This is a genomic window from Mycobacterium sp. IS-1590, from assembly GCF_001500025.1.
GTDB lineage: Bacteria > Actinomycetota > Actinomycetes > Mycobacteriales > Mycobacteriaceae > Mycobacterium.
On the sequence record NZ_LQIW01000015.1, the window covers coordinates 21,569 to 33,949 of the forward strand.

Below are 12,381 nucleotides of genomic sequence, written 5' to 3' on the forward strand. Positions count from 1 at the left end.
TCTGGCGACATGACCCAGCCGACCGTCCTGATCAGCGGCGCCGGCATCGCCGGACCGTCGTTGGCTTTTTGGTTGACGCGCAACGGATATCGCGTCGTCGTCGTGGAGATCGCACCGGGCGTCCGGCCCGGCGGCCAGACGGTCGATCTGCGCGGCGCGGGCGGCGACGTCGTCGAGCGCATGGGGTTGATCGACCAGATGCGAGCCCGCGCGCTCGAACAGCGCGGCGCGGCCTGGGTGCGCTCCGACGGCAGCAGACGTGCCGAGATGCCGGTGACCGCCTTCGACGGCAACGGCCTGGTGTCGAAGCTGGAGATCCTGCGCGGCGATCTGGTGGACGTGCTGTACCAGGCCACCCGGGACTCGGTCGAATACCGTTTCGGGCAGCGGATCTCGGAACTTCGCGAACTCGACGCGGGGGTCGAGGCGACGCTGACCGACGGTACGGTGCTGAACGCCGACCTCGTCGTCGGCGCCGATGGTCCGCATTCGGCGGTGCGCCGCCTGGCCTTCGGCCCCGAGGGCCAGTTCGTCAAACCGATCGGCGGATACAACGCGTGGTTCTCCGCCCCCGACAGCGTAGGACTCGACGGCTGGTTCCTGCTCTACCAGGCTCCCGGCGGCCTCAACGCCTCGATGCGGCCCTCCCACGACCCCGCAATCGCCAAGGCCGGCCTGGCTTTTCGGTCCGAGCCCATCGAATACGACCGGCACGACCCCGACCAACAGCGCCGCATCCTCGCCGAGCGGTTCGCCGGGGCCGGGTGGGCATGCGACGCGCTGCTGGCCGCCGCCGACGAAGCCGACGACTTCTATTTCGATTCCTTCGCCCAGATCCACATGCCGTCCTGGTCGACGGGCCGCATCACCCTGGTCGGAGATGCCGGATACTGCGCATCGCCGCTGTCGGGCATGGGCACGAGCCTTGCGCTGGTCGGCGCCTATCTCCTCGCGGGTGAACTGGGGCCGGCGGGTTCGTTCGAAGCCGACGGCATCGCCGATGCGCTGGCGCGATACGAGTCGCGGATGCGCCCATACGTCGACACCTGCCAGAAGTTGAACAACACCATCGACCGGTACGCACCGATGTCGGAGTCCGACATCGCGGTCAACGCGGCGGTGATGAAGTGGATGCAGCGCTGGCCGTTTCGACCGGTGGCCGCGCGGCTGTGGTTCACGACGGCCGATTCGATCGAGCTGCCGGACTATCCGGCCATGTCCGTGTCCTAGCCCGCGCGTGCCAACGCCTGCCGGGCATAGGCACGGACGTCGGCGTCGCCGTCTTTGAGCGCTATCTCCAACGCATCCCGCGCCGTCTTCTCAGACGCCGCCCAGCGGCTCAGGCTGAGCACCGCGGCCTTGCGGACATCGAGGTGTTGATCGGTCAGCGCCGCCGACAATGCCGGAACGGCGACCGCCGGTGCGGCGCCCGCGAGCGCGCGTGCCGCGCCCTCGCGCACCTGCCAGGCCGGCGCCTTGAGCGCTTCGCGCACACCCGGCTCGTCATCGTCACCGCAGCCGACCGCACCGAACGCCGACAGCGCGGCCGCACGGACCAGCGGGTCGGTGTCGTTGGCCAACCGGCGCACGGCGTCGACGCCGGTACGCAACGTCGCCAGTCCGTTGGCCACCGCGATGCGCACCTCACGGTTGTCGTCGCCGACGGCCGCCGCCACGCCGTCGGTGTCGTCGACCGACACCAGCGCGCGCACGCCCTCGATCCGCACCCGGTGATCGACGTCATCGAGGGCGGCCCGACGGTACAGGTCCTCGCTACCCACACGACGCGCCGACAGGAGGTAGACAGCCATCGCACGCACTTCGGGATCCGTCGATTCGACGTGCGGTGCGACATGTTCCGGTCTGGCAAGCACCTCGACGAGTTCCCGTGCGCCGTCGGCGGCCACACGTCGGACACCGGAATCGGGGTCGGCCAGTGCGGCGATCAGCGGCGCCTCGTATCCCTCGGGCAGATGCTCCACGAGTGTGGCGACCGCAGTGCGCCGCACGCCTGCGTCGGCGTCGGCGAGGAACTCCATCAGCTGTGAAACCGACGGCAACTCGAGCGCGAGCACCGCGGCGATGCGCGGTGACGGCGGCTGGGCGGGCGCGGCGGGCCGGATCCGCGACGCACCATCGGCGGGGGCGCGGCCGATGGTGATCGGGGGCTGGTGAACGTGGGTGACCGGATCATCGGAGGGCAGGTGCTCGAGGTCGGGTACCGCGACGAAATACGGTGCGACGGGCCGTTTGACGAATGTCATGGACCCGTCGGCATCCTTGCGCAGGTTCAGGTGGTACCGCCAGCCTTCGTCGTCTCGCTGGGGCAGGTCGGCGCGGTCGTGATAGAGGCCCCACCGTGATTCGGTGCGCGTCAACGACGACCGCGCCGCCATCTCGGCGCAGTCGCGGATGAACGACACCTCGACCGCGCGCATCAGCTCGTGCGGTGTGGTGGCGCCCATCTCCGCGATCTCGTCGCGCATGCGCTCGAAGGTCTCGATGGCGATCGACAGTTTCGATGCCGTCTTCGGCGGTGCCACATAGTCGTTGACGAAGCGGCGCAGTTTGTACTCGACCTGCGGCTGCGGCGGGCCTTCGGGCCTGCGGAGCGGTCGGTAGACGAGGTCGTGCGCTTCGCGCAACTGGTCTTCCGGAAGGGCCGACGGCGGGTCGACGTCGGCAAGCGTGGATGCCGCGTGCTCGCCTGCGAGGTCACCGTAGACGAAGGCCCCGATCATGTAGTTGTGCGGGACGCACGCCAGATCGCCGGCCGCGTACAGTCCCGGCACCGTGGTCCTGGCGTGTTCGTCCACCCAAACCCCGGAGGCCGAATGACCGCTGCACAAGCCGATTTCGGAGATGTGCATCTCGATGTCGTGAGTGCGGTAATCGTGCCCGCGGTTGGCGTGGAAGGTGCCCCGGGTGGGCCGCTCGGTGGTGTGCAGGATGTTCTCGAGAGCGCCCAGCGTCTCGTCCGGCAGGTGCGAGACCTTCAGGTAGATGGGACCGCGGGCCGATTCGATCTCGCGTTTGACCTCGGCCATCATCTGCCCCGACCAGTAGTCGGAGTCGACGAACCGCTCGCCCAGTGCGTTGACCTGGTAGCCGCCGAACGGGTTGGCCACATAGGCGCACGCCGGTCCGTTGTAGTCCTTGATCAGCGGATTGACTTGGAAGCATTCGATTCCGGACAGCTCGGCGCCGGCGTGGTACGCCATCGAGTAACCGTCGCCGGCGTTCGTCGGGTTCTCGTAGGTGCCGTAGAGGTAGCCCGATGCCGGCAGCCCCAGCCGCCCACACGCGCCGGTGGCGAGGATCACGGCTTTCGCTGCGACCGCGACGAATTCGCCGGTGCGTGAGTTCAGCGCGGCGGCGCCGACGGCGCGGCCGGTGTCGTCGGTGAGTACCCGTACCGGCATCAGCCGGTTCTCGATGCGGATCTTTTCGCGCATCGAGCGCTGACGCAGCACCCGATACAGCGCCTTCTTGACGTCCTTGCCCTCCGGCATGGGCAGTACGTAGGAGCCGGACCGGTGTACCCGGCGCACGGCGTACTCGCCGTGTTCGTCCTTTTCGAACTTCACGCCGTAGCGCTCGAGGCGCTGCACCATGGCGAACCCGCGGGTCGCCGTCTGATAGATGGTGCGCTGGTTGACGATTCCGTCGTTGGCTCGGGTGATCTCGGCGACGTAGTCCTCCGGTGTGGCCTTGCCGGGGATCACGGCGTTGTTCACGCCGTCCATTCCCATCGCCAGCGCACCGGAGTGCCGGACGTGCGCCTTCTCCAGCAACAGCACCTGTGCGCCGTGCTCGGCCGCGGTGAGCGCGGCCATCGTGCCCGCCGTTCCGCCGCCGATCACCAGCACGTCACAGTCGAGCCGAACGGTGTCGGCGAGTTCAGGAATGTTCATGAGGAATAATGAAGGGCAGCAAGGATTTCGGTACGTGCTTCGGAACGGACGGCGTCGGCGACCCGCGGTTGCGGGACGTCGACGAGCGCGCGCAGCGGTTGGCCCACCCGGCCCAGCACCGCGACGCGGTCGCCGATGATCAGCGCCTCGTCGACGTCGTGGGTGACGAACACGATAGTGGTCGGGTGCGCCTGCCACGTGTGGATCAACAGCCGCTGCATCGCCGCCCGGGTCTGGGTGTCCAGCGCCGCGAAGGGCTCGTCCATCATCACCGCCCGCGGTGCACCCGCCAGCCCACGCGCCAATTGCACGCGTTGACGCATACCGCCCGAGAGGCTCTTGGGCAGGTAATCGGCGAATCCGGAAAGCCCCACCTCGTCGATCCACCGCTCGGCGCGTTCGCGTCGTCCGGACCGCGGTACACCGCGCAGCTGCAACGCGAGTTCGATGTTGGATCGCACTGTGCGCCAGGGCAACAAAGCGCTGTCCTGGAACACCATGCCCCGGTCGCGCGACGTCGTCGCGACCTCGGCGCCGTCGGCGAGCACCCGGCCGGCATCCGGTCGCAACAGCCCGGTGAGCGCGCGCAGCACCGTCGACTTGCCGCACCCTGATGGTCCGGTGAGCACCAGGATCTCCCCCGGGCGCACGTCGAGGCTCAGGCCGTCGACGACGGGTTCGCCGGTGTAGGACAACCGGACGTCCTCGAGCTGCAGCCGCAAGCCCTGCAGCGTCTCGGGGGCGACGGTGGCGGTCATCGAATGTTCTCCTCGGCGCGCGGCAGCCAGCGCGTCGCTCGCCTGCCGATCAGTTCGACCGCGGCAGCCGTCGTGAAGCCCAGCACCCCGATCGTGATGATGCCGACGAACACGTCGGAGTAGTTGAGAACCGTGTAGGCCTGCCACGTCCGGTACCCGACACCCAGTCGGCCGGAGATCATCTCGGCCGAGATCACACAGATCCACGCCACGCCCATGCCGACCGAGAGGCCGCCGAACAGACCCGGCAGGATTCCCGGTAGCACGACCCGGCGCAACACATCGGCGCGGCTGCCTCCCAGCGTGCGCACCGAATCCTCCCAGATCGTCGGCAGTGCGCGCACCGCGTGCCGGGTGCTGACCATGATCGGGAAGTACGCCGCAAGAAACGTGATGAACACGATTCCCGCCTCATCGGTGGGAAACAGCAGGATCGCGACCGGCACCATGGCGATGGCCGGGATGGGTCGGGCGAGCTCGGCGAGCGGGCCGAACACGTCGGCGAACACCGTCGATCGGCCGAGCATGATGCCGGTGACGACACCGACGAGAGCGGCAAGCCCGAACCCGGTCAGGATCCGGATCAGCGACTGCCCGAGGTCGAGCCAGTAGTTCTGGGTGCCCAGCCTTTGGGTGAGGGCGGTCGCGACCTCCGTCACCGTTGGCAGGGTGTCGAAGCGCAACCACGATCGAACGTCGTTGGCGGTCAACAGCTGCCAGAGGCCCACCGCCGCGACGACGGAGGCCACCCGCACCGACCGGCGCCGCCACACCACGGACTTCCGGTCCCGCACCGGCGCGCTTTCGACCTGCACCGGGGATTCGATCACCTCGGCGACCGTCGTCATGCCGCACCTGCCAACGCCTGCTCGTAGTCGACCGGCGCACTGCCGGGGTTGGCGGCGATGAAGCGCTGCGCACCGCCGGGAGTGGCGAACGGCCGATAGTCCGCACCGTCCTTCACCCAGATTGCCTTGTCGGCGAACCAACGGGTGCCGAACTCGGTGTCGGGGACATAGGCGGCGCGAATCGTCGCGCCGCGGGCAGTGGCGTCGCGGACCGCTTTGAGCAGGCAGGCCGGCGTCGCCGCGGGCTGGGTGGCGTCGGCGCCGTCCAACCACAGCTCACCCGCCTCCGCGGGGTCGGTCACCGCTGTGTTGCACACCGGATCGGTGCCCGTGATCAGCGAGGGGTTCGCGGTGTCCGCCAGGGCCGTGTCGTAGTCGAGCCCGCGTTCCTGAAACGCCGCGCGCAGCGGGGCGTCTTCGACGAAACCCGGTACATCGAGGTCGGCGAAGTTGTCGATCGACTTCAGGTAGGGCACATCGCCTTCGAGCGCTTCGATCAGCGACGGCTTGAGCGTGGTGTCGAACGATGTGCCTCCCGGCCCGTTGTAGAGGTAGACCACTTCCTGCGGCAGCCAACTGGCCTCTGCGACGATCCGGGCGGCCTCCAACGGTTTGTCGTTGAGGAATTCGGTCGCGTCCAGCTGCGCCTGCAGGAATGCGTCGAGGACCTCCGGGTGCTCGGCCGCGTAGGCCCGCCGCACGACCACCCCGTGCAACGTCGGGTAGTCCAGCTCGGCACCGTCGTAGAGCAGCTTGGCCTTGTCCTGGAACACCAACAGTCCGGGCCATGCGACGAACTGCGAGAGTGCCTGCACTTGACCGGATTCCAGTGCCGAAGCGCCGACCTGCGGCTGCTGGTTGAGCACCTCCACCCCGGTGTTGGGGTCCACGCCCGCTCGCGACAGCGCCTGCACCAGCATGCCGTGGCCCGCCGACCCGACGCTGGCCGACACCTTCTGACCCTCGAGGTCGGTCAGCGTCTGCGCCGGTGAATCCGGTTTGACGACAACCATATTCAGCGCGCCCCTGGGGTTGTATCCCGTCACCGAGACGATCTCGGTGCGGGCGCGCTCGTTGGCCTGCGTCTTGGACCCGTTGATCAGCATCGGATAGTCGCCCATGGACCCGATGTCGATCTTCTCGGCGACCATCTGCGCGGTGATCGGCGCTCCGGTGTCGTAGTCCTGCCACGTCACGCGGTACTCGGTGCCGGTGCGTTCGCCGAGGTCGGAGAGCCGACGCTCCAGGTAACCCTGCGCGCGCAGCAGTGTGCCTGCGGTGACGGTGTTGATGGTTTTGGACTGGTATCCGACGACGACGTCGACGACGTCGGAGGAATCGGACGCGGAGTCGAGCGAGCAGCCCGACGCCGCGACAGTGAGCCCGGCGGCCAACGCGGCCAGGCGGATGAACGGTCTGGTCATGGCGGGGTCCTCAGCGGATCAGGTAGGGCATGTTGACGGTGACGGCGCCGGTGGGACAGCGCGCCGCGCAAGGGCCGCAGTACCAGCACTCGTCGACATGCATGAAGGCCTTGCCGTTCTCGGGGTTGATCGCCAGCGAGTCGAGGGGGCAGATGTCGACGCACAGCGTGCAGCCCTGGATGCACAACGACTCGTCGATTGTGACGGGCACGTCGGCACGTTGGTTGATCAGTGTCACTGGTTGCTCCTCATCAGGCTGCCGCGCATGGTGATTCGGTCACCGCGCATGCGGATGTACTCCAGATCGACGGGCCGGCCGTCGCCGAGGCTGGTCAGTCGCTCCAGCATCAGCAGCGCCGCGCCGTCGGGCACCTGCAACGTCGCCGCCGAATGGGCGTCGGCCGAAACCGCCTCCAAGGCCAGCGTCGCCCGGCCCAGCCGCTGCCCGCTGACCTGTTCGATGAGCGCGAACACGTCGTTGGTCACCAACGGGTGCTGCACCACCTCGGCGCCGATGTCGGGCGCGAGATATGTCAGATCGAGCGACAGCGGAAGGTCGCCGAGATACCGCAGTCGCTCGATGAAGACCACCTGCTCGCCCGGTTCCAGCCGCAGCTTGCGCGCGACCGCGGGCGGCGCGGCCAGATGCTGCACCGCGCGGACCTCGTTGCGGACCTCGCCGTACTCCTTGAACGTCTCCTTCAGACCCACCAGCGCGTCGAGGCCGTGATCGTACTTGCGCACCGCGACCTGGGTGCCGACCTTGGGGCCGCGATCGATCAGCCCTTCGTTCTTCAGCACGGCGAGCGCTTCGCGAATGGTGTTGCGGGACACGAAGAATTCGGCCGCCAGCTCGTGTTCGGCGGGAAGGCCGCCGTCGAAGGCGCCCGCGTGGATCTGGTGCCGCAAAACATCGGCGACCTGCCGGGCGCGATCGGCGCGGGGCCTGCGCAGGGGCGTCGGCTCGGGCTGCGACATGCCGAAGACGTTATGGGCGTGGACCAGCCGTCGCGAGGTGCCCGGAATCACCTCGAAACGGCGATGGCCAATGCGCCGCCGGCACCCGGCGGCTACCAGGAGAAACTGAACCGAATGAGGCGTATGCGCCACCGGCGCTGCGGCGATCGATTAACAATCGCGGTGAACGAAAGTTGGGGACTACTGCATGCTGCGCGAGAGCACCCGGCCGAATTGCAGCAGCCGTTGCATCTGAGCGAGCCCGCCGTTGTCGACGGACTTGTAGTACCGGAACGACTCGCAGTAGATGTCGGATTCGGTGGCCGACTTCTGTCGTGTGCGGGTGATCAGTTGGGTGTACATCCGCAACCTCACCTCCGACAGGCGCCGGGTGCCATCGTCGAGGACCTCGTACTCGGTGGTGAGCACGTGATCGGTGATCGTCGACAGCAGGATGGTGCGCACCGATGCGTTGAGCACGCGGCGGTCGCGATCGGTCGACGACATCTCGTCGTCAGCGCGCCACATGATCAACCGGTGCCCGTCGGTGCAGACGACCTCCTGCCAGAGGGCTTGGTCCTCCTCGCCCCACGGCTCGTCGAGGTAGCCGCGCGACATGATGAACGACTTGATGATCGGCAGGTCCACCACCGACCGCAGTTGGTCGAGCGCGAGTTCGGGGTCGCGTAAATACACCCTGGCCGCTTCGTCGACGCTCGAGTATGGCGCCCAATCCTGCGGTGTGGGCATCCCCTATCCCCCGCTCCCCTCACCCCGCACGGCCTGGGCGGCGGCGCGGATCTGTGGCGTCACGAGCATCACCTGACCCAGCACTCCGTTGACGAAACCCGGTGAGTCGTCGGTGGACAACTGCTTGGCGAGTTCGACCGCCTCGTCCACGGCCACCGGTTCGGGTACGTCCTCGGCATGCAGCAGTTCCCACACCGCGACCCGCAGGATCGCGCGATCCACCGCGGGCAACCGCTCGAGCGTCCAGCCCTGCAGATGCGCGGCGATCAGATCGTCGATGTGTGCGGCGTGCTCCGTCACGCCGCGGGCCACCGTCACCGTGTAGGGATTGAGCGGTGATACGTCGGACTGGTTCTCGGCCAACGCATTTCGTGCATCGGCGACCTCGGCCGAGGTGAGTCCGCGCGCTTCTGCCTCGAAGAGCAGATCGACGGCGCGCTTGCGGGCCTGGTGCCTGCCACGGTCGGCGGGCCGCCCAATCCGGCCGGAGTCGCCTTTGCGGTCACTCACCCCGTCGCTCCGGTCAGGCATTCACCCGACCCAGGTAACTTCCGTCGCGCGAATCGATCTTGAGCTTGTCGCCGGTGTTGATGAACAGCGGCACCTGGATCTCGGCACCGGTCTCGACCGTCGCCGGTTTGGTGCCCGCACTCGAGCGGTCGCCCTGCAGGCCCGGCTCGGTGTGGGTCACCTCGAGTTCGACGGTCACCGGCAGTTCGAGGTAGAGCGGGTTGCCGTCGTGGAAGGCGATCTGCACCGGCATGCTCTCGAGCAGGAAGCCGGCGGCGCGGCCGACCAGCGACTCGGGCAGCGGGTGCTGCTCGTAGTCCTCGGAGTCCATGAACACGAAATCCGTACCGTCCCGGTACAGGTAGGTCGCGTCGCGCCGGTCGACCGTCGCGGTCTCGACCTTCACCCCGGCGTTGTAGGTCTTGTCCACGGTCTTGCCGGAGACGACGTTCTTGAGCTTGGTGCGCACGAAGGCCGGACCCTTGCCCGGTTTGACGTGCTGGAACTCGATGATCTGCCACAGCTGGCCGTCGATCACCAGGACGAGCCCGTTCTTGAAGTCGGCGGTCGTTGCCACGTTGGTAGTACTCCTGTCAGAGGATGGCCAGTTCCTTGGGGAACCGGGTGAGCAAGTCTGCGGTCTGATGTCGCCGGCTACCCGACTCCGGGATGTCGCTCCCGACGACCAGCGTGTCCTCGATGCGGACACCGCCACGATCGGGCAGATAGACACCGGGCTCCACGGTCACCGCGGAGCCAGCAAGCAGTGTACCGACGGACGCGCCGCTGATTCCTGGCGCTTCGTGGATCTGCAGGCCCACGCCGTGGCCGAGCCCGTGGGTGAAGTTCTCGACGTAACCGGCATCGGCGATGACCTGCCGCGATGCCGCGTCGACGTCCTTGCACGCGACTCCGGGCGCCAACGCTTCGCGGCCGGCCTTCTGCGCGGCGGATACCAACGCGTAGATCTCGTGCTGCCAGTCCGCGATCGGCGCAAGCACGAAGGTCCTGGTCATGTCCGAGTGGTAGCCGCTCACCAGGGCACCGAAGTCGATCTTGACGAAATCGCCGGCGGTCAGCACGGCGTCGGTGGGCCGGTGATGCGGGATCGCCGAGTTCGGTCCGGCCGCGACGATCGTCTCGAACGACGGGCCGTCGGCGCCGTGTTCGAGCATCAGCCATTCCAGTTCGCGGGCCACCTCCTTCTCCGTGCGCCCGGCCCGCAATCCGCCCCGGTCGACCAGATCTTGCAATGCCGCGTCGGCGGCCTCGCACGCCAGCCGCAGCAGTGCGACCTCCCCGGCGTCCTTGACTTCGCGAAGCGCCTCGACGGTCCCGGCTGCACGCACCAGTTCGGTCTGCTCCCCTGCGGCCTTGGTCAGGACCGAGAAGGCATCGACGGTCACCACATGACTCTCGAAGCCGAGCCGGCGCACGCCGTCGGCGGCGGCACGACCCGCCAGATGCGGTCCGCAGGCTCGCTCGATGACGATCTCGGCGTCGGGCGCCTGCTGCCCGGCTTGCGTGCGGTAGCGCCCGTCGGTCGCCAACACCGGCGTTTCGTCGTCCGCCTTGATCAGCAGGGCGGCGTTGGAGCCGGTGAACCCGCTCAGATAGCGCACGTTGACCAGGTCCGATACCAACATGGCATCGATGTCGGATTTGGCCAGCCGCTCGCGCAGCCGGTCCCGGCGCTGTGAAATAGTCACGGTCGATGACGCTACTCGCTAAGGTGAGGCCCCATGAGTAAGTGGTTGCTGCGCGGACTGGTGTTCGCGACCCTGATGGTGATCGTGCGATTGCTGCAGGGCGCGCTGATCAACGCGTGGGAAACCAAGGCGGGATTGATCAGCGTCGTGCTGGTCGTCCTGTTCGCGGTCGCGGTGTTCATCTGGGGGTTCGTCGACGGCCGCTCCGACGCCCGCGCCAACCCGGACCCGGACCGCCGCGGAGACCTCGCCATGATCTGGCTGTTGGCCGGCCTGTTCGCCGGGATCGTCAGCGGCGCGGTGGCCTGGTTCATCTCGCTGTTCTACAAGGCGCTCTACGTCGAGGCGCTCGTCAACGAACTCACCACCTTCGCGGCGTTCACCGCGCTGCTGGTGTTCCTGATGGCGCTGGCAGGGGTGGCGCTCGGCCGCTGGCTCGTCGACCGCAAGGCTGATCAGACCCCGCACCTGCACCGCGCCGGTGACGACGACCGCGCCGACACCGACGTGTTCGCCGCCGTCAGCCAACCGGGTACGGACGAGACCACCCAGTCCGCGCCCCGCGACGACCGGGCCTAGCACTAGGCCCACCGCTCCGTGAACCCGGACGAGTTCTGCACGTCCGACCAATGGAGCGTGCTGACGTCCGCGGCGTCGAACTCACAACTGGCCGGGGTGCTCGGCGGTTTCCTGATCACCGCGATCGCCCTGCTGTTCGACAAGAACAGTCGCGAGGGCGTGCACACCCTGGCGCTGTTCTCCTCGGCCGTCCTGGTGTTGATGCTCGACAGCTTCCTGTTCAGCTTGATCACCGGAACCCAGGTGCCCGACGGGGCACGCCAGGCCACGTGTGCGATCGCCTGGACTCAGGGTGCGGTGTCGACCGGGATGCTGGCCGCGGGGGCGGCCGCGTTGTTCGGCGGGCTCGGCTGGATGCTGGCCAGCCACGCCGTCAACAAGGTCAGCGACCAGGACCCCGCCGACGTGCGCGCGTACTGTTTCCTCGCCGAACTCGGCGGTTGGCTGACTTTCGCGGCGGCGATGACGGCGACGCTGATCGTGTCCGAGACCTCGATCGACTACCTGCGCTTCATGTGGGGGCACCGACCCGCGGTGTGGGTGGAAGGCAGCATCGTCGTCGCGGCCGCGGCATTCGTCATCGCCGACTTCGTGCTGGTGTACCTGCGCACCCGGACGCTGCGAAGGTCGTTGGCCGACAGCACCGAACCGACGCTGCTGGAGCTTCGGTCGATCCAGTTCGCCACCATCGGCACCGTGGTGCTCGCGATCGTCGGATCCTGGCTCGCGGTCAGTCTGGCCCGCATCCCCGAGGACTGGCTCACGGCGCCGAACCCGGTGATCGTCATCTGCGTGCTGGTGCTCACCCTCGTGTTGCCGACGGTGATCTCGACGGCGATCTGCTACTCGGTGGCCAGTACCGATGGACGGCGTATCGGCCGAGGTCGGGCGAACCGCCAGGCTCGCCGTTTATCCCTGTAAGCGGGTTCTCG

13 protein-coding genes are annotated in these 12,381 nt (G+C 67.9%); 3 read left to right on the top strand and 10 right to left on the bottom strand.

Annotated features, from left to right (window positions below; genetic code table 11):
- Positions 1-9: 9 nt before the first annotated feature.
- Positions 10-1,230: an FAD-dependent monooxygenase gene (locus AU197_RS12555; RefSeq protein ID WP_064403034.1), complete on the top strand. Its 1,221-nt coding sequence runs from the start codon at positions 10-12 to the stop codon at positions 1,228-1,230.
- Here AU197_RS12555 and AU197_RS12560 read toward each other — a convergent pair.
- The 10 genes from AU197_RS12560 to AU197_RS12605 form a co-directional block, all read right to left on the bottom strand.
- Positions 1,227-3,914: a fumarate reductase/succinate dehydrogenase flavoprotein subunit gene (locus AU197_RS12560; protein ID WP_064403035.1), complete on the bottom strand. Its 2,688-nt coding sequence runs from the start codon at positions 3,912-3,914 to the stop codon at positions 1,227-1,229. The two genes, AU197_RS12555 and AU197_RS12560, sit on opposite strands and share 4 nt — an antisense overlap.
- Positions 3,911-4,672, bottom strand: coding sequence for an ABC transporter ATP-binding protein (locus AU197_RS12565; RefSeq protein WP_064403036.1), 762 nt, complete (start codon positions 4,670-4,672; stop codon positions 3,911-3,913). Before AU197_RS12565 ends, AU197_RS12560 begins: the two co-directional genes overlap by 4 nt.
- Positions 4,669-5,520 (bottom strand): ABC transporter permease, encoded by an 852-nt coding sequence (locus AU197_RS12570; RefSeq protein WP_082696648.1) that lies wholly within the window; start codon positions 5,518-5,520, stop codon positions 4,669-4,671. The genes AU197_RS12565 and AU197_RS12570 overlap by 4 nt, the downstream gene beginning before the upstream one ends.
- Positions 5,517-6,944 carry an ABC transporter substrate-binding protein gene (locus AU197_RS12575; RefSeq protein ID WP_064403037.1) on the bottom strand — a complete coding sequence of 476 codons (1,428 nt, stop codon included), beginning with the start codon at positions 6,942-6,944 and terminating at the stop codon, positions 5,517-5,519. Before AU197_RS12575 ends, AU197_RS12570 begins: the two co-directional genes overlap by 4 nt.
- Before the next feature lie 10 nt (positions 6,945-6,954).
- Positions 6,955-7,182: a 4Fe-4S dicluster domain-containing protein gene (locus tag AU197_RS12580; RefSeq protein WP_064403038.1), complete on the bottom strand. Its 228-nt coding sequence runs from the start codon at positions 7,180-7,182 to the stop codon at positions 6,955-6,957.
- A complete protein-coding gene (locus AU197_RS12585; RefSeq protein WP_064403083.1) occupies positions 7,179-7,922 on the bottom strand; it encodes a GntR family transcriptional regulator in 744 nt (247 codons plus the stop codon). Before AU197_RS12585 ends, AU197_RS12580 begins: the two co-directional genes overlap by 4 nt.
- Positions 7,923-8,102: 180 nt before the next feature.
- Positions 8,103-8,651: a hypothetical protein gene (locus AU197_RS12590; protein ID WP_064403039.1), complete on the bottom strand. Its 549-nt coding sequence runs from the start codon at positions 8,649-8,651 to the stop codon at positions 8,103-8,105.
- 3 nt (positions 8,652-8,654) lie between these two features.
- Positions 8,655-9,161: a transcription antitermination factor NusB gene (nusB, locus tag AU197_RS12595; protein WP_502687878.1), complete on the bottom strand. Its 507-nt coding sequence runs from the start codon at positions 9,159-9,161 to the stop codon at positions 8,655-8,657.
- Positions 9,162-9,174: 13 nt separating this feature from the next.
- The gene (gene efp, locus AU197_RS12600; RefSeq protein WP_064350768.1) at positions 9,175-9,738 is read right to left on the bottom strand and encodes an elongation factor P; all 564 of its coding nucleotides are present in this window, start codon (positions 9,736-9,738) and stop codon (positions 9,175-9,177) included.
- 16 nt (positions 9,739-9,754) lie between these two features.
- On the bottom strand, positions 9,755-10,870 hold the full coding sequence (locus tag AU197_RS12605; RefSeq protein ID WP_064403040.1) for a M24 family metallopeptidase: 1,116 nt from the start codon (positions 10,868-10,870) through the stop codon (positions 9,755-9,757).
- 33 nt (positions 10,871-10,903) lie between these two features.
- Between AU197_RS12605 and AU197_RS12610 the strand changes: the two genes are divergently transcribed.
- Positions 10,904-11,449, top strand: coding sequence for a B-4DMT family transporter (locus tag AU197_RS12610; protein WP_064403041.1), 546 nt, complete (start codon positions 10,904-10,906; stop codon positions 11,447-11,449).
- Positions 11,450-11,467: 18 nt separating this feature from the next.
- Positions 11,468-12,370 (top strand): hypothetical protein, encoded by a 903-nt coding sequence (locus AU197_RS12615; protein ID WP_064403042.1) that lies wholly within the window; start codon positions 11,468-11,470, stop codon positions 12,368-12,370.
- Positions 12,371-12,381 lie beyond the last annotated feature (11 nt).

What these genes read in the sequence shown, in the direction of transcription:
- AU197_RS12610 (WP_064403041.1), top strand. Translation starts at nt 10,904, where the DNA reads ATGAGTAAGTGGTTGCTGCGCGGACTGGTGTTCGCGACCCTGATGGTG.
- AU197_RS12560 (WP_064403035.1), bottom strand. Translation starts at nt 3,914, where the DNA reads ATGAACATTCCTGAACTCGCCGACACCGTTCGGCTCGACTGTGACGTG.
- AU197_RS12585 (WP_064403083.1), bottom strand. Translation starts at nt 7,922, where the DNA reads ATGTCGCAGCCCGAGCCGACGCCCCTGCGCAGGCCCCGCGCCGATCGC.
- AU197_RS12590 (WP_064403039.1), bottom strand. Translation starts at nt 8,651, where the DNA reads ATGCCCACACCGCAGGATTGGGCGCCATACTCGAGCGTCGACGAAGCG.
- AU197_RS12555 (WP_064403034.1), top strand. Translation starts at nt 10, where the DNA reads ATGACCCAGCCGACCGTCCTGATCAGCGGCGCCGGCATCGCCGGACCG.
- AU197_RS12570 (WP_082696648.1), bottom strand. Translation starts at nt 5,520, where the DNA reads ATGACGACGGTCGCCGAGGTGATCGAATCCCCGGTGCAGGTCGAAAGC.
- AU197_RS12565 (WP_064403036.1), bottom strand. Translation starts at nt 4,672, where the DNA reads ATGACCGCCACCGTCGCCCCCGAGACGCTGCAGGGCTTGCGGCTGCAG.
- AU197_RS12575 (WP_064403037.1), bottom strand. Translation starts at nt 6,944, where the DNA reads ATGACCAGACCGTTCATCCGCCTGGCCGCGTTGGCCGCCGGGCTCACT.